General features: G+C 37.8%; 13 protein-coding genes and 1 riboswitch. Of the genes, 10 read left to right on the top strand and 3 right to left on the bottom strand.

What is annotated here, in order from left to right; genetic code table 11:
* Window positions 1-142: 142 nt before the first annotated feature.
* From BIV60_RS23855 to BIV60_RS23890, 8 genes are all read left to right on the top strand, one after another.
* Window positions 143-1,564, top strand: a complete 1,422-nt coding sequence (locus BIV60_RS23855; RefSeq protein WP_071358208.1) for an amino acid permease — start codon at window positions 143-145, stop codon at window positions 1,562-1,564.
* Between the two features lie 98 nt (window positions 1,565-1,662).
* Window positions 1,663-2,778, top strand: a complete 1,116-nt coding sequence (locus BIV60_RS23860) for a M20 metallopeptidase family protein (RefSeq protein ID WP_071358209.1) — start codon at window positions 1,663-1,665, stop codon at window positions 2,776-2,778.
* Between the two features lie 280 nt (window positions 2,779-3,058).
* Window positions 3,059-3,838, top strand: coding sequence for a transporter substrate-binding domain-containing protein (locus tag BIV60_RS23865; protein ID WP_071358210.1), 780 nt, complete (start codon window positions 3,059-3,061; stop codon window positions 3,836-3,838).
* Between the two features lie 99 nt (window positions 3,839-3,937).
* Entirely contained in the window at window positions 3,938-4,591 is a 654-nt protein-coding gene (locus tag BIV60_RS23870) for an amino acid ABC transporter permease (protein ID WP_071358211.1), read from the top strand.
* Window positions 4,591-5,313 carry an amino acid ABC transporter ATP-binding protein gene (locus tag BIV60_RS23875; protein ID WP_071358212.1) on the top strand — a complete coding sequence of 241 codons (723 nt, stop codon included), beginning with the start codon at window positions 4,591-4,593 and terminating at the stop codon, window positions 5,311-5,313. The genes BIV60_RS23870 and BIV60_RS23875 overlap by 1 nt, the downstream gene beginning before the upstream one ends.
* A 53-nt stretch (window positions 5,314-5,366) precedes the next feature.
* Complete coding sequence (locus tag BIV60_RS23880) at window positions 5,367-6,116, top strand: gamma-glutamyl-gamma-aminobutyrate hydrolase family protein (protein WP_071358213.1); 750 nt, start codon at window positions 5,367-5,369, stop codon at window positions 6,114-6,116.
* A gap of 80 nt (window positions 6,117-6,196) precedes the next feature.
* Window positions 6,197-6,547, top strand: coding sequence for a hypothetical protein (locus BIV60_RS23885; protein WP_071358214.1), 351 nt, complete (start codon window positions 6,197-6,199; stop codon window positions 6,545-6,547).
* A gap of 185 nt (window positions 6,548-6,732) precedes the next feature.
* A riboswitch (cyclic di-AMP (ydaO/yuaA leader) is annotated at window positions 6,733-6,871 on the top strand.
* Window positions 6,872-7,005: 134 nt separating this feature from the next.
* The gene (locus BIV60_RS23890) at window positions 7,006-8,916 is read left to right on the top strand and encodes an APC family permease (RefSeq protein ID WP_083402422.1); all 1,911 of its coding nucleotides are present in this window, start codon (window positions 7,006-7,008) and stop codon (window positions 8,914-8,916) included.
* Window positions 8,917-9,076: 160 nt separating this feature from the next.
* On the opposite strand, the gene BIV60_RS23895 is transcribed toward BIV60_RS23890, so the two are convergent.
* Window positions 9,077-10,429, bottom strand: a complete 1,353-nt coding sequence (locus tag BIV60_RS23895; protein WP_071358215.1) for a D-serine ammonia-lyase — start codon at window positions 10,427-10,429, stop codon at window positions 9,077-9,079.
* A 161-nt stretch (window positions 10,430-10,590) separates the two neighbouring features.
* Here BIV60_RS23895 and BIV60_RS23900 point away from each other — a divergent pair, with 161 nt between their 5' ends.
* On the top strand, window positions 10,591-11,136 hold the full coding sequence (locus BIV60_RS23900) for a helix-turn-helix domain-containing protein (protein WP_071358216.1): 546 nt from the start codon (window positions 10,591-10,593) through the stop codon (window positions 11,134-11,136).
* A gap of 190 nt (window positions 11,137-11,326) precedes the next feature.
* Here the strand turns inward: BIV60_RS23900 and BIV60_RS23905 are convergent, their stop codons facing one another.
* Together BIV60_RS23905 and BIV60_RS23910 are read right to left on the bottom strand one after the other, a co-directional pair.
* A complete protein-coding gene (locus tag BIV60_RS23905; protein WP_071358217.1) occupies window positions 11,327-12,574 on the bottom strand; it encodes a cation:proton antiporter in 1,248 nt (415 codons plus the stop codon).
* Window positions 12,575-12,908: 334 nt separating this feature from the next.
* Entirely contained in the window at window positions 12,909-14,732 is a 1,824-nt protein-coding gene (locus BIV60_RS23910; protein ID WP_071358218.1) for a helix-turn-helix domain-containing protein, read from the bottom strand.
* Window positions 14,733-15,034: 302 nt separating this feature from the next.
* Here BIV60_RS23910 and BIV60_RS23915 point away from each other — a divergent pair, with 302 nt between their 5' ends.
* Window positions 15,035-16,174, top strand: a complete 1,140-nt coding sequence (locus tag BIV60_RS23915) for an acyl-CoA dehydrogenase (protein ID WP_071358219.1) — start codon at window positions 15,035-15,037, stop codon at window positions 16,172-16,174.
* Window positions 16,175-16,402 lie beyond the last annotated feature (228 nt).

The following is a 16,402-nucleotide window of genomic DNA, read 5'->3' on the forward strand; positions in this document are numbered from 1 at the left end:
AATATAATATATACAAAATATAATACATTATATTTATAAAAGACGGAATATTTTGTATTGTATTCTGAATTAAGATTAAGAGGAAAGGAGATTCTAACAAAAGTCAACCAATGTATAACCTATAGTATGGGGGATTAACTATATGGAAAATCGAAACCATGAATTACAACGGGGGCTGAAAAGTCGGCACATTACGATGATTTCCATCGGCGGAACAATTGGAACAGGACTTTTCCTTGCTTCCGGAAATGTTGTATCAAAGGCAGGGGCACTTGGCGGTCCGATTGCATATTTAGTTATTGGAATTTTAGTATATTTTTTAATGAAAGGTCTTGGAGAAATGTCTACCTTCATGCCTATTCCTGGGGCTTATACGACATATTCAGGGCTGTTTGTCCATCCTGTTTTAGGTTTCATGATAGGCTGGAATTTAAGTATCAACGGATTTCTCGGTCTTGGGGCTGAAATCGTTGGAGGCGGAATGATTCTAAACCAATTCTTTCCAAGCATCCCGCCTGTGGTATTTTGTATTATCATTTCATTAATCATATTGTGCCTTAACATGATTGATGTAAAATCATATGGAGAAGCTGAATACTGGTTTGCTGGTATCAAAGTTGTTGCGATAGTTATTTTCCTAGTTGTTGGTGTTTTAATGATATTTGGAGTGATTGGACATCAAGGGTTCATCGGATTATCTAACTGGAACATCAAGTCCATATTCCCTAACGGATTTACAGCGGTAATATTGATGATGACTGGGGTCATATGGTCTTATTTGGGGGTTGAAACGGTTGTAATTTCAGCGGGTGAAACTGAAAACCCTCAGAAGAATGTTCCTAAAGCGATCAATACGATTTTTTTCCGTATATTACTTTTTTATGTTGGTTCCATAACAGTGATGGGGTTGGTAGTTCCTTACAAAGATGTAAGCGTTTTAAGTAATGGATATTCAGGCCTGTTTAAATTGGCAGGAATACCAGGAGCTGCTGTAATCATGAATATTGTTATTTTGACATCTTTGGCTTCAGCAGCAAACTCGATGATTTATGCAATCAGCAGAACGCTAGTTGCTTTGTCAAATGAAGGAAAAGCACCGAAAGCATTGGGCAAAGTAAACAAACGTGGTATCCCAATAAATGCAGTTATTCTCACTTTGTTCCTTGGCCAAGTTTCATTGATTACTAATTTCGTTTCTCCGGATAAAGTATTTGTATGGCTTATTTCTATCGCTGGCTTTAATACTTTACTTGGTTGGTTTGGTAGTTTTCTAGCACACTATCGATTCAGAAAATGGTTGGTTGCTCATGGCGGCTCTGTAGACAAGCTTAAGTTTAAGATGGGTACTTTCCCATTTCCAACAATTATATCCCTTTTAGTTTTAATTGCTATCGCCATTTATACTGCTTACAGCCCTGAAACAAGATTTTCATTCTATATTGGAGCACCAATGCTGGTGATATACTTTATTATCGGTACAATCTTAAATAAAAAAGGAAAACTACAGGAACCGAACTACAAGCCGTTTTTAGAGTCGCATATTCATGAAACTGAAATAAAATAAAACATTTTTGGTGTTATGCACATTTTTAATAGACTTATACCGCTATTTATTTATTTTAAAAGTAATAGATTTATTGCGAATTTAAGGGGGAATTTAAAATGGAAAAGAAAAATCTTGAATTAGCAATTCAACTACGCCATGAACTTCATGCTCATCCTGAATTATCGAACCATGAAGTTTGGACTAAACAGCATTTAATTAATTTCCTCAAAGTAAATACAAAACTTGAAATCGTGGATAGAGGCCGTTGGTTTTATGTTGTCTATCGGTCAGAAGTAGGCAAAAGGAACGTTGCATTCCGGGCGGACTTTGACGCACTCCCAATTGATGAAACCATTGATCTGCCGTATGGATCAAAATTTCCCGGTGTATCTCACAAATGCGGACATGACGGACACTCTGCAACGTTAGCGGGTTTTGCACTTGAAATCGATCAGAAAGGTTCTGACAATAACATCTACTTCCTATTCCAGCATGCCGAGGAAACAGGTGACGGTGCTGCTGAGTGCGCTGTTTTCATAAAGGAAAATAACATTGACGAAATCTTTGCCTGGCATAATATGAGCGGTTTTAAGCATAATACCGTTTTCGTCATTGATGGGACTGCACACTTTGCTTCCAAAGGTATGACTATTCATATGGTGGGCGTTCCTTCCCATGCCAGCGAACCTGAGAAGGGCATCAACCCGTCCTTCGCAATTGCAAAGGTAATAGATGCGATTCCTGGATTTATTGATCCTGAAATCAATAAAGGGATTGTTCTCTGCACGGTTGTTCAGGTCGATATTGGTGCAAAAGCATTTGGTGTCAATGCTAGCAAAGGTGCACTTAGAATGACCATTCGTGCACTATACGAGGAAGAAATGGACAATCTTCAGAAGAATTTGGAAGAGGTTGCAAAGGCTGAAGCAGAGAAGTATGGACTGAAAGTATCCTTCGAGTACCAAGATGAATTCCCGGAAACGGCAAATCATAAGGAAAGCTCTGACAAGATTCGCCAAGTCTGCAAAGAAAAAGGGATTCCGATGATGGAGCTGTCGGAAGCATTCCGTGGTTCCGAAGATTTCGGCCACTATACGAAACTTACAAAAGGATCCTACACGTATATTGGAAACGGTGAAGACTATCCGAACCTCCATAGCTACGAGTATAATTTCCGCGACGATATCATCGAAACGGGAGTTGAACTGTTCAAGGGGCTTGCTGAATTATAATTAAATATTTAGAATGTTTTTTAAAAATGCTGCTCAAATTTATGGGCAGCTTTTTTCTTTGTAAAAAAGATTTAACGCAAGGGATTTGTCCTAAAATCAGGTCTAAAAGTTTTAAATTTGAATATAAATTTTATCAGCTAATCTAGTAGGCAATTTAAAAGAATTGGACAACCTTTTACAAGATTTGGAAGCGGGGTGAAAAAATAGAATTCGGAGTCATTTATCTCCTTTAATTAAATTGAGAGAATAAACAAGTTGAATGGAAATGGGAGGGGCTTCAATGAAAAAAATGTGGAAATCGATAGCTATTTGTGGTGCCATTACACTGGCACTTGCAGGGTGTGGGAAAGCATCGACAACAACCAATAATTCAAGCGGTGACGCAAAAGAAAGAACATTGGTTTTCGCTACAAGTGCAGACGGCGGGGCTTTTGCACACAAAGTAAATGGCAAGTATGAGGGTTTTGACATCGAGGTGGTTGAGGCAATAGCGAAAAAAGAAGGATATAAAATCCAGTGGAAAGATATGAAATTCGATGGAATTATTCCGTCTTTAAAAACTAACCAAGTGGACGGGGCAGCAGCGGCTATAACTATTAAAGAAGAACGTAAGGCAGTAACGAATTTCACCGATCCTTATTTTGATAGCGGTCTCGTACTTGTCGTAAAAGAAGGAAGCAGCATTAATGGACCTGCAGAATTAAAAGGAAAAACCATTGTGGCAAAAAACGGTACCTCCGGATTGGAAAAAGCGAAGGAATTAGCAAAGCAATACGGAGCAAAAGTAAAAATTCTAGAGGATGAGCCGACTCTTTATTTAGATGTACAAAATGGACAATCTGATGCTCTGGTTAATGATTACCCGTTTGTTACGGACAAAATGAAATCGGGAACTGCAAAAGGTTTAAAAATTGTAGGTGAGCGTTTAACAGGTGAACAATACGGGATTGCAATCGCTAAAGATGAGTCAAAGGTTTTAGAAGATTTTAATAAAGGGTTAAAAGAAATAAAAGATGACGGCGAGTACGCTGCATTGCATAAGAAGTATTTCGGTGAATAGGTTTTTAGAAAGCAGGAACTAAAACTTAGAAATGAGTAGGACAAAAAGGCGCATGAATTGAATGCGCCTTTTTCAAAAATAGAAGAGAGAGGGGTTCATATGAGAGGAATTGAAATGGTCTGGAATGACTTTCCCAACCTGTTAATAGGAGCGGGGAAGACTCTTGAAATTGTCTGTATTTCATTAGTGATCGCAACCATTATCGGATTAATCTTTGGGATGTTTCGAATCAGTTCCAATCGGGTCTTACAAAGCCTTACCCGTGTGTATGTAAGTATTATTCGTGGAACTCCACTATATGTTCAAATTATTTTCGTCTATTTCGCAATTATGCCCATGATTGTCCCTGGTGGACTGCCTCCGATGGTTGTGGGAGCGATGACGATTTCCATCAATGCAGGTGCATACCTTGCTGAAGTATTTCGTGCTGGTATTACCTCAATTGATAAAGGGCAAGAGGAAGCAAGCAGCGCTCTTGGATTCACAAAACGGCAAACCTTTTTTTATGTCATCTTACCACAAGCTGTGAAACGAATGACGCCGGCTTTCATGAATCAATTTAGTATTAGTTTAAAAGATACGTCCCTTTTAGCCGTTATCGGCGTCGTTGAACTAACGTATAGTGCCCAAATTGGCTATGCGCAAAACTATGAAATCTTCGCTTATCTATTTACCATTGGTTTAATGTACTGGATCTTATATACGTCCATTAACTGGTTAACGGAGATAGTGGAAAGGAAGGTGTCGAATTAATGCTGGAAATGAAAATGATACATAAAACATTCGGCTCCAATGATGTTTTAAAAGGCATTGATTTATTCATTCCAAAAGGACAAGTAGTTTGTTTAATCGGCGCGTCAGGATCAGGAAAATCGACGCTTCTGCGCTGTATCAACCAGCTTGAGGTTCCATCAAGCGGTGAGGTTTATTTTGAAGGGACTTGTGTAACGGAAAAAGGACATGACATCACGGTTACAAGGCAGAAGATGGGAATGGTTTTCCAGCAGTTTAATTTATTTCCGCATAAAACGGTTCTGGAAAACATCACAATGGCACCAATGAAAATTAAAAAAATGACGAAAGCAGAAGCTGAAAAAATTGCCATGGGTTACTTGGAGAAAGTAGATTTAACAGAAAAAGCAGGAGAATATCCAAAAAGTTTATCAGGCGGTCAACAACAGAGGGTGGCCATCGCACGAGCCCTTGCCATGAACCCAAAGGTGATGTTATTTGATGAACCAACCAGTGCTCTTGACCCGGAAACAGTCGGGGAGGTGTTACAGGTTATGCGCGCACTGGCCAAAGAAGGGATGACCATGATCATCGTCACGCACGAAATGGGATTCGCAAAAGAAGTGGCAGACCGGATAATATTTTTAGACCAAGGTGTGATTGTAGAGGATGGACCGCCTAAAGGAATCTTTGGCGGCGCAAAAAGCAAGCGGCTTCGTTCATTTTTAGAAAAAGTACTTTAAGGAATCAATGTTTGTGTTCCTTGCTCGAATATGAAATAGAAAGAGTGAAAAAAATGAAAAAACCAGTCATTGGCATTACGACATCATATGTTAAGCATAATGACAACATGGAAGGAGTTTATATTCATCATGATTATCATCGGGCAGTGGAACGAGCCGGTGGTATCCCATTACTTTTGCCTGCTGTCAAGGATGAAGAGGCGATTCAGCGATATGTTGAACTTTGTGATGGAATCATTTTTAGTGGCGGGGAAGATGTGGATCCCCAATTTTTTGGAAAGTCGCCACATGTAAAAATCGGTTTTTTTCGCACGGAGCGGGATGAGTTTGAGATAAGGTTATATCATTACTATTCGAAGACGAAAAAGCCGATATTTGGAATATGCAGAGGAATACAGCTCATCAATGTTGCCTGTGGCGGAACACTTTTACAAGATATTCCTTCAGTTAAAGATAGAGAAGCCCATCTTCATGAGCAAACCATCCCACGACCACTTCCTTTTCACCAGGTAAAACTAGAGAAAAATAGCTGGATTGCAGGGGTTTGGGGTAAAGAAACGATGTTTGTAAATTCTCTACATCATCAAGCAATTGAAAAGCTAGGGGGAGGTCTGGTGATCACGGCCCTTGCAGATGACGGAATCATCGAAGCGGTCGAAGGAAAAGAGCATCCTTATTTGATCGCCGTTCAGTGGCATCCAGAATCGATGTCAGAAAAACATCCGGAGATGCAAGAATTATTTAACCAACTAGTACAGGCCAGTAAATATCCTTACAATAATGGTTTGGAAACGGTGGGTTAGTGGTGGGAAAGGTATTAAATAACGCTCTTATAATCTTCTTAATAAAGGATTCGATATTTACACTTTAGGGAGATGGAGAAATGAACTTCGAGATGCAAAAAGCACTTATGCTGGCGGAAAATATCAATGATTTTATTAAATTTGTTCATCACCAGTATGAAAATAAAAACAGAACTCGTGTGGAAAAAGATAAAATCTATCAAATTAAACTGTTGATTGAAGATTTTAAGTTTCAAATTATTGCCGATGAACTTCACCGAATTAATCAGTACTCTTGGGATGAAAAGTATACACTTTATCTAGTTGATGGATTTAATAAAGGAACCAGCATTATTGATGAATATGTAAAAAATAATTATAATGATTTATTCATATTTACAGGCAGGCTTTATACATTAAAGAATCTTAGTTCACCATTTAGTAAAGAGTAACGGGGATGAGACAGAGACTCATCCCATTATTTAATTTGTAAATTAGCCAATATATAAAATGTAAAGATGAGAAATTTAAAGATAAGTGAAGAAAACGTTTGAGAAATAATTAAAATTGCAATATTTTTGCGTGAAATTGGTTGTTTACAATTTCCAGATGAATCAATAAAATTACAACATATCTATTGAATAACCGGCTTAATCCTGGTGCACCAGGAACGGAGGAACCAATTATTGGGGGTTAATTCTGTTTACAGAAGGGATGAGTAACTCTTTCGCCATCCTACCCGTCAGCTAACTTCGTCGGCTAAAGCGAAGGAGGTCATAAGGACCGCCTATTTGAGGGGGCTTTTTTGCATTTTTAGCAGAAAAAAAGCCAAAAATAAAGTAGGTCTTTTTATAATGCCAACTTTTAAAAATGGGGGTTTTTTCCATATGATTAAGGACGTGATAAGAACATGACACATCCATCTCAAATTTTAGAACTAATTCTTGCCATTTTTGCCATAGTTGCAATCTGGTATTCCATTTCAAATCTTAGTAGTGTTAAAAGGATTTTAATTGGCAGACCGATGCGAACGGCAGAATTACATGCTCAGCATAACAAATTAATTTGGTATATTGCTCTGCCGATATTATCAGCTGATCTTTATTCATCCGTTTCATACGGACCCGAATCCGGGATTACGGAGCTGATCAATTTAGGACCGGAGGCAAAGTGGTACATCATCCCGATTACCATTTCTACAGTCGTCCTTTTAGCACTACTTATCCTTTCTTACATAATGGGGATACTTGCTTACCCAAATGGCGGCGGAGCGTATGCGATTGCAAAGGATAACTTTAAACACCGCTGGATATCTTTAGTGGCGTCCAGTTCATTGCTCGTTGATTATATTTTAACGGTTGCTGTTTCCGTTTCCGCAGCATTAGAGGCTGTTTCATCTGCCTATCCAGTTGTATCACCATATGAAACAGTCCTAGCTATTTTATGTGTTTTTATTTTATTAGTCGTTAACCTTCGCGGGGTTGCAGAATCAGCCAAAATATTTGCTTGGCCAACTCTAGGGTTCATGGGTTGTATGTTGATTTTAATTTTCTTTGGTTTTTTCGATGAGTTTAAACATGGTTTTGTTCAGCAGGATACACCAAAGTTTGGTACGGTACCTCATGGGCTAACAGTATTACTTTTATTGAAAGCATTTAGCTCTGCTTGTTCTGCCTTGACAGGTATCGAGACCATTTCTAATGCTGTCCCGATTTTTAGAGAACCACGGCAAAAAAATGCCATTAAAACATATATTGCCTTAGGCACGATTACATCCATAACTCTTTTAGGTTTTGCGTACCATTTGTATGTTAAAGGGATTTCTCCAGACCCGCATAATACGATGCTGTCCCAATTAACCCAATATTATTTTGGCCATGGGATTCTCTACCAAATCATTATCTGGTTTACGTTTATAGTATTAATCCTCGCAGCCAATTCGACCTTTACAGGCTTTTCACTATTAGCTGCTATCGTAGCTGCGGATGGATTTTTACCTCGAGGACTTACAAATAGGGGAGATCGACTAGGATATTCAAACGGAATTATCGCTTTAGCAGCAACTGCCAGCTTACTGATTCTTGCATTTCATGCACATACCAATGCTTTAATTCCTTTATATGCTATTGGGGTGTTCTTATCCTTTACCGTTGCACAATATGGTTTGGTAAGAAGATGGAGACGTGTTAAGGGGCCTCATTGGAAAGGTAAATTAGCCATCAATACTGTTGGAGCTATCATCACGACGATTGTGGCGGTCATATTTGCTGTTACAAAGTTTACAAGTGGAGCTTGGGTTGTTTTAGTTGTTATCCCTATACTGATAATTTGTTCTATGTTTGTACATCGACACTATCAAGCTATTGCGAATGAATTAAGAATTGACCTTAAAACTGTACATCCTGAAACCAATCGAGTCATCACCATTGTCCTCGTTTCAGGGATTCATCGTGTGGTCCAAAATACGTTGTCCTTTGCAAAAAGTATTAGTCCGGAAAATTTATTGGCTGTATATGTGGGCTTTGATGATGAGTCGATAAAAAGGATGGAAGCGAAGTGGGAGGAATGGGGGACACCCTGCCGCCTAGTAACCTTAAAGAGCAAATACAGATCCGTGTTAGAACCTCTGACAAGATTAATAAATATTATTGAAGAAAAAGATCAATTTAAAGCTCAGGTTCATATCGTCATACCCCAATTTATTCCGAAAAAATGGTGGCATAATTTACTGCACAATCAAACGGCCCTTTTACTTCGGGTATGGTTATTAAGAAATAAAGACGTTGTTATTTCAACGGTTCCTTATCATTTGAAGAAATAATCTTTTAAAGACGTTTTTCAAAACAAAAGGCAGGCTATTTAATATGTACCCTATAGAGTAGACACTTTGAAAAAAAGTCTACCTATAGGGTACTTTAATTACCAGAACGGGCAGGCTAGTAGAACAAGAAAAAATTTTTTCAGTAAAAAACACGGGGCAACTAACCCCGTGTTAAATTCAATCCTTTTTGATAATAATCCATCATCACATCTTTGGGAACCATATTTCCGCCAGTCCCCCAAATAATGTGAGTACCTTTACTCATTTTTTCCGTTAAATTATGCTTCAGTAAATAATCGGTTCCTTCTTGACTTAATTTAATTGGTCCGATCATGCCTGCCAGTGCTGAAGGTTCTAAATGCATTCCCTCTGTATCAACTAGTTTCTTTAATAACTTATACAACTGTTCATCGCTAACCGTATAATTACCACTTAGAAACGGTTCCATCGTTTTACCCACAAATCCAGATGGTCTTCCAACAGCAAGTCCATCAGCGTCTGTTACATTATCAATGCCAATATCTTGTACAGAAATTTTGTCATGAAGTCCAGTCATTAAACCAAGTAACATACATGGAGAGTGGGTAGGTTCTGCAAAGAAACAGTGAACATGATCTTGATACAATAACTTCAAGCCAAAAGCTATACCTCCAGGACCACCGCCTACTCCACATGGAAGGTAAACAAACAAAGGATGATTTTCATCAATGGTTATCTCTAACTCATCTAATTGTTTTTTTAATCGAGATGCTGCCACTGCGTACCCTAAGAATAGGTCATGGGAATTTTCATCATCCACAAAATAACATGTAGGGTCCCCATCTGCTTGGAGTCGTCCTTCCTCTACTGCTTTACTATAATCCGCTTCATATTCAATTACATTAACATTTTTGCTTCGAAGTAAGTCTTTTTTCCATTGCTTTGCATCAGCTGACATATGAACAGTCACATTAAAACCTAATTTTGCACTCATGATGCCTATACTAAGTCCTAAATTTCCAGTCGAACCGACTGCAATTGAATATTGTGAGAAGAATGTTCGAAACCTATCACTATCCAAAATCGAATAGTCATCTTGAATCGTCAACAATTGATGTTGAAGAGCTAATTCTTCTGCATGTTTGAGGACTTCATAAATACCGCCTCTAGCTTTTATAGATCCTGATATAGGGAGATGACTATCACATTTAAGCAATAATTCACCTAATATAGGTTGTTGATAATCCTGCTCTAAGGATTGTTTCATGGAAGGAATTCTCATTAAAGGAGATTCTATTATCCCATTCATCATTTTTGTTTCTGGAAAAACTTTGGAAATATATGGAGCAAAACGTTTCAACCTTTCCTCAGCATCCCTAACATCTTCTTGAGTAAGGGGGGATTTTTTAATTCCTGTTTTAAACTTTTCAATATTAGGATTTAACCACAATATTTCCTTCATCGAAATGAGTTTGTTTAGTAAAGGATATTGCACTTTCCATGTTTGTAAATCTCTGCCTTCTATCTTCTTCATTTCGCTAATCCTCCTATTTGGCTTGTTGCAGCCAACAAAATGAAATAAAATATAACTTAACAATCGTTAATTAGAGTTTAACACAAATTGATTTGTGTTTTAAGTATTATTTAATTTTGTTCAATATTAATTAACATTTGATTTTTAAGGAGTGGGCAGTAATGGAAAATATAGATATTGGTAAGAAGGTTGAAAAATATAGAAAAGTTAAGGACCTGAGCATTAGAGAATTAGCAAGGTTAGCCGAAATAACACCTTCAATGTTGAGCCAAATCGAACGTGGATTGGCAAATCCTTCAATTCAAACTCTAAAGGTCTTAGCCAAAGCACTTGACGTTCCCACCTTTAGTTTTTTTCTTGAAGAAACACATACAGCAGATTTAGTTGTTAGGTCAAATGAACGTAAAAAAATGATTGTTGATAACCTATCGTATGAGTTATTATCACCTGATTTTTCAGGAAATCTGGCAACTGCAATTATGAAGGTTCTTCCGAATACATCCTCGTCTGAGAAGCTTTTAGGACACAAAGGAGAGGAAGTTGCCTTTGTATTAGAAGGGAAAATTAAAGTGTATTTAGATAATGAAGAATATATATTAGAACCTGGTGATAGTGTAAAAATACCAGCACATATGAAGCATAAATGGGAAAATAACTTTAATAAAAATGCTGTTATTCTTTTTTCGGTGACTCCGCCTTCTTTTTAGGATTCTTGTTGAATTAACGGGTAGCTTTAGCAGAAGAGCAAAGTGACATAGAAGCGGGAACTTCAAATGAAGTTCCCTAATTTTTTGATTTTGATGAAAATTCTATTGGCGCTGAAATCGCACACGAAAACGCAAGACCATAATTTTTATTAAGGTGTATGCTAATGGGTATGTGGTTTAAGATGCGATTTTAACCATCTTTTACAGGTTCCAACGTAATCCTCAACTTTTTAGCTACATAGCCAGTTGTACTTGCTTGGATGAGAATCGTCATTAATATCGCAATAAAGGTTACCGAAGCTATTTGGTTTGAATAATGTACTTTTGAAGCGACAATCATCCCAGACAATGCTGCAGGAATAACACCAGTTTCACGGACCCAGAACATAAACAAAATTTCATTCCATTTCCATTTTGCCTTGCGGTCAGGTAAAGTGCAGAGCAAGACTGCAAGTGGTCTAGCGATAAACATGAAGACGAGAACAACAAGGATTCCTTGCAGCCAATACTTGCCTAGGATATTAAAATCTACTTGAGTCCCTAGCAGCATAAAAATAAGTGTTCTCATAATTAAGGTTAACGTACCGGAAAATTCAAACACAGGCGATTTCGTTTCTTCGGAAACATGAAATCGAAAAAGTTGGTGGTTTCCAGATACAAGTCCCGCAGTGAAGGTAGCCATAAAGCCGCTGGCATTCATGAACCCTGCGGCCAAATAAGCACTTATCGCTACAACCAAGCTGACTACTGTGCTATATTTTCGGAAAATTCCCCAGCGGTGTTCCGAGGTTAATAGAATTCCAAGAAAACCAATAACTACCCCAGCTAATATTCCGCCGCCAGCTTCGCGAAAAAAACTCCAAAGGCTTGAAGAAAATGATAATTTTGTATGACCGATTAGAACACCTAGTACCGTAAATGTTAAGATGGAACCTGTCGCATCGTTAAAGGCAGATTCACTTTCGACAGTTCTTCTTACCTTCTCTTGAATGGCAATTTGTTTAAATACAGGCATTAATGTGGCAGGGTCTGTCGATGCAATAACGGAAGCGAGAAGTAAGGAATACATAATAGGCATTTCTAATAAATAGTAAGCAGTAACTGCCACAACGATGGCTGTAATGAGAACTCCTAAAATAGACAGAAGAGATATCGTAATCCATACCTTTTTAAGGACGGAGAAATGAATTGCGAGCCCGCCTTCAAACAAGATTAATATGGATCCTAAAACGATAATAAATTGATAGGCTACTGAATCATTAGGAACGGTTATTAACTTGAAGGCAGAGGGTCCGAGCAAAATCCCTACGATCATAAAGAGAGCCACATCAGGAATTTTTATTCGCTCGGCAAGTTTAATGGTCAATAGACCAAAAAGAAAGACCATCGTAATCATGTATAATTCACGTTGAACGATATGCATAACACTCGCTTCCATTTTACATTCTCCTTTCAGCTTTATATTCTCGATAGTTAGGTTGCTCATTATTTATCAAGTATATGATTAAAAAGAAATAGCAATAAAACTAAAAATAAAGAAAGCTGCCTTAAAGGAATAGGCAGCTTTCTTCTGTTAAGGCTCTTTTCGTAAACTTTGTTGCTTTTGGACCTTAATAATGGTCAAAAACTTAAGTTTCTAGGCAATTTTCACAAATGTTCTTACGAAAAGATGCCACGAAGCATTTAGTTATACGGGATGATGGAATTTTACGAAAAACAACAATCTATGCGAAAATAGCCTCTGTTAAAAATATAGAATAACTTATAGCCTTTCACACCATTTGCAAACTCGGCTTCTTTTTTATATACCGATATATATTTACTGCCAAATGAAGGTTAAGCACTTGGTTACTATCAGTTAAATCAATGGAGAGGATTTCTTCAATCCTTTTTAACCTGTAACTTAAAGTATTTATGTGAACATGTAAGGTATCTACCGTTTTCTTTACATTTTGGTTCCCTTCCAAGTATACATAAAGTGTTTTTAGAAGGTCTCCTTTTCGTGAATTTTCATAGTCAATAAGGGGACCTATCATCTCATTGATAAATTCCAGCACTTCTTCCTCGGGATTTTGCAGAATAAACCTTTGGATTCCTAGGTCGGAATAGCTGAGGATTGAATTTTCCCAATTAAGTGTGCGAATAAAGTTCAAACAATTCTCAGCTTCTTTGAGAGACTTGTACACATTCTGCAGCCCTTGTTTCACTCTGCCTATTCCAAAAGCGATCTCCACTTCCCAATTCCTTGATATTATTTCCTTTTGAATCCACTTGGCTTTTTCCTTAATCCGCGAAACAATCAAAGATTTCGCCGTATTCGAAGGTTCGGAAAGAAGCACTACGATTTGTTGATGATGTGTTACAGTCATACCTTTCGTGTGAGGTCCAAGAAAAGCCAGGTTTGTTAGTTGAATTATTTTTCTAATAAGCCCATCTTGAGGATGTTTCTTATTGTTAGAATGTGCTGAGAATTCAATCAAAATCGTTATGTAGTTATGGGCAGGGTTTAAGTCCAGACTTTTTGCTTTTTGAAAAAGTGCCTCATCCATTTGTTCAGAAAAGAGTTTTGTTACGAATTCACCTTGTAACCGCTGTTGGGTTTCAAATACGGTTTGTTCTTTAAATAGTTGTAAGGAAAGGACGGTACACGCATGTTCAAGCGCAGCTAAATCCATATCGCCCAATTTTTTAGTAGAAAGGATCATTAATAAACCAAGGAAATTCGGTTTCGACCCAAGAGGTAATCTGACCAAATGATAAGGGACCCCTGCAACTTCCACTTCCTTAACGGAAAGAGAATTTTCTGTTGCATTCATCATAATCCGGGCCTGTTGCTTAACAAACATTAAGATTTGGGAAGAGAGAGCCGGATCAGAGGAAGAGGTGAGAATATCCCCCAACTCATCAAAAAGAAACGTGTTTTGTCCAATCCACCGGTGAATGTAATGTAAAATCGATTGAAGATCCTCTCCCTGAAGAACAAGATTTGCCAAGGTCCTGTGTGTTTCAATGGAATATGAGAGATTCTTGACAGTCTGTTCTTTTTCTTTATAGAGGCTTGAGCGTTCTAATGCAACAGCAGCTTGATGACAAATTGCCTCTAATAGATGAAGATCTTCAGGCTTGAAGTTTAAAGACTGCTGGAAAGAATCCAAAGTAAAAACACCGATGCATTCCCCCTTCAAAAAAATCGGGGCAGAAATTACGGTTGAAAAATGGAAATTATGAGGAATGGCTCTACTTAATAATTTAGAATTATTTAAAGATAAAGTGGCTAACGCTTTTTTTATTTCAATATCATTCTTATATATTAACGATTTTCTTGATTCAAAGGTTTTTCCTGTCATGGATTCACCGGGCTTTAGACGGATTTGCCGAAAAATCTTTGGGTAAAAAACCCCCTGTGCGGATTGCGCGATGAGACAATCTAGTTTTTTATTATATAACCACAATGATCCACCTTCTGCTGCTTCGACAACAGAAATGGTTTCGCGCATTATTAATTCGATAATCGTTTCAATATCAAAAGAGGTGTTTAGAACATTGGAAATATGAATTAGGGACTGAAGCTGGCGATGTGTTAATGTATCTTCCATTTGTGTCCTCCTAAAGCATCTAGTATTTTAGGCTTTTATCGTATTCAACGAAACTAAAAATCTTTTAAGAAAATTATAGAAGTAAAATGAAAGCGTTTCAATTATTTCGATTATATTTTTGTATAAAACCTACAAATTTTTCTCCCTCTTTTTCAGTAATATTGACATAGAATTCTGAATTTTTATTGGTATAATTATTAGAAGATTAAGAATTGTGTTAGTGATATTCATCAAGAAACCATGGCAAAAGGTTGCATCAAGAATGAATGACTCTATTAATTTAGTTGAGAGGGCGATGCTAGATGAATTTTGACTTAACAGAAGAACAGGGAATGATTCGAAAATTAATTCGTGATTTTGCGGAAGCAGAGGTAGCACCGGGAGCCGATGAAAGGGATCGGACAGGAGAGTTTCCAAAGGAAATTTTTGATAAGCTGGCAAAACTCGGCATCATGGGGCTTCCATTCCCGGAACAATATGGAGGTGGGGGAGCAGATACTGTTAGTTTTGCTATTGCAGTTGAAGAACTTAGCCGTGTTTGCGGATCTACAGGGATTACATACTCCGCCCATATTTCCTTAGGAGGGGCACCCATCCATTTATTTGGGACACACGAACAGAAAGAAAAATATTTAACACCGTTATGTACAGGGGAATACTTGGGAGCTTTTGGCTTAACAGAACCAAATGCAGGATCTGATGCCGGCGGAACGCAGACAACTGCCACATTAAATGACGACCAGTGGACGATTTCCGGTTCTAAATGTTTTATTACCAATGCAAGCTTCGCCAAAAATCTTGCACTGACAGCAGTGACCGACCGCTCCAAAGGTACCAATGGGATTAGTGCCTTTATTGTATCGACTGAAGCACCGGGATTTACGGTTATTGATAATTATAAAAAAATGGGCCTTCACGCATCAAATACGACTGAATTAATTCTTGAAAATGTAAGCGTATCCAAAGAGAATCTTTTGGGTGTTGAAGGAAATGGTTTTAAGCAGTTTCTGGCTACACTCGATGGCGGAAGAATCGGCATTGGCGCAATGGCTGTCGGGATCGCACAAGGCGCCTATGAGAAAGCACTGCAATACGCAAAAGAAAGAAAACAATTTGGTCAAAGCATCTCGAAGTTTCAAGCGATTCAATTCAAACTGGCTGATATGGCTATGAACATAGAATTGGCTAGAAATATGGTTTATAAAGCAGCATGGCTGAAGGATCAAGGCAAGAAATTTAAAAAGGAAGCAGCTATGGCGAAATTATTTGCTTCAGAAATTTGTATGCGTGTTTGTGATCAAGCCGTTCAAATCCATGGCGGCTATGGGTATATGAAAGAATATCAGGTGGAACGATTCTTCCGTGACGCAAAGCTTCTGGAGATTGGGGAAGGAACCTCAGAAGTACAAAGAATGGTTATTGCACGCGAAATTGAATGCTAAAGAATTTTTATAGTAATTAAATAAGGCAAATTTCGCATAGATTGTTGTTTTTCGTATAAGTTCATCAACTCGTATAACAAAATGCTTCGTGGCATCTTTTCGTAAGAACATTTGCGAAAATTGCCTAGAAACTTAAGTTTTTGACCCTTATTAAGGTCCGAAAGGAACAAAGTTTACGAAAAGAGCCTTTTCTAAAAAAAATACTTAAGGCGGGCAAAATCTAAAAAC

Source organism: Bacillus sp. MUM 116 (assembly GCF_001866655.1).
Lineage (GTDB): Bacteria > Bacillota > Bacilli > Bacillales > Cytobacillaceae > Neobacillus.

Bases quoted from the DNA above. Each gene is read 5' to 3' on its own strand.
- BIV60_RS23915 (WP_071358219.1), top strand. From the start codon at position 15,035: ATGAATTTTGACTTAACAGAAGAACAGGGAATGATTCGAAAATTAATT.
- BIV60_RS23885 (WP_071358214.1), top strand. From the start codon at position 6,197: ATGAACTTCGAGATGCAAAAAGCACTTATGCTGGCGGAAAATATCAAT.
- BIV60_RS23890 (WP_083402422.1), top strand. From the start codon at position 7,006: ATGACACATCCATCTCAAATTTTAGAACTAATTCTTGCCATTTTTGCC.
- BIV60_RS23910 (WP_071358218.1), bottom strand. From the start codon at position 14,732: ATGGAAGATACATTAACACATCGCCAGCTTCAGTCCCTAATTCATATT.
- BIV60_RS23865 (WP_071358210.1), top strand. From the start codon at position 3,059: ATGAAAAAAATGTGGAAATCGATAGCTATTTGTGGTGCCATTACACTG.
- BIV60_RS23900 (WP_071358216.1), top strand. From the start codon at position 10,591: ATGGAAAATATAGATATTGGTAAGAAGGTTGAAAAATATAGAAAAGTT.
- BIV60_RS23860 (WP_071358209.1), top strand. From the start codon at position 1,663: ATGGAAAAGAAAAATCTTGAATTAGCAATTCAACTACGCCATGAACTT.
- BIV60_RS23870 (WP_071358211.1), top strand. From the start codon at position 3,938: ATGAGAGGAATTGAAATGGTCTGGAATGACTTTCCCAACCTGTTAATA.
- BIV60_RS23855 (WP_071358208.1), top strand. From the start codon at position 143: ATGGAAAATCGAAACCATGAATTACAACGGGGGCTGAAAAGTCGGCAC.
- BIV60_RS23905 (WP_071358217.1), bottom strand. From the start codon at position 12,574: ATGGAAGCGAGTGTTATGCATATCGTTCAACGTGAATTATACATGATT.
- BIV60_RS23880 (WP_071358213.1), top strand. From the start codon at position 5,367: ATGAAAAAACCAGTCATTGGCATTACGACATCATATGTTAAGCATAAT.
- BIV60_RS23895 (WP_071358215.1), bottom strand. From the start codon at position 10,429: ATGAAGAAGATAGAAGGCAGAGATTTACAAACATGGAAAGTGCAATAT.
- BIV60_RS23875 (WP_071358212.1), top strand. From the start codon at position 4,591: ATGCTGGAAATGAAAATGATACATAAAACATTCGGCTCCAATGATGTT.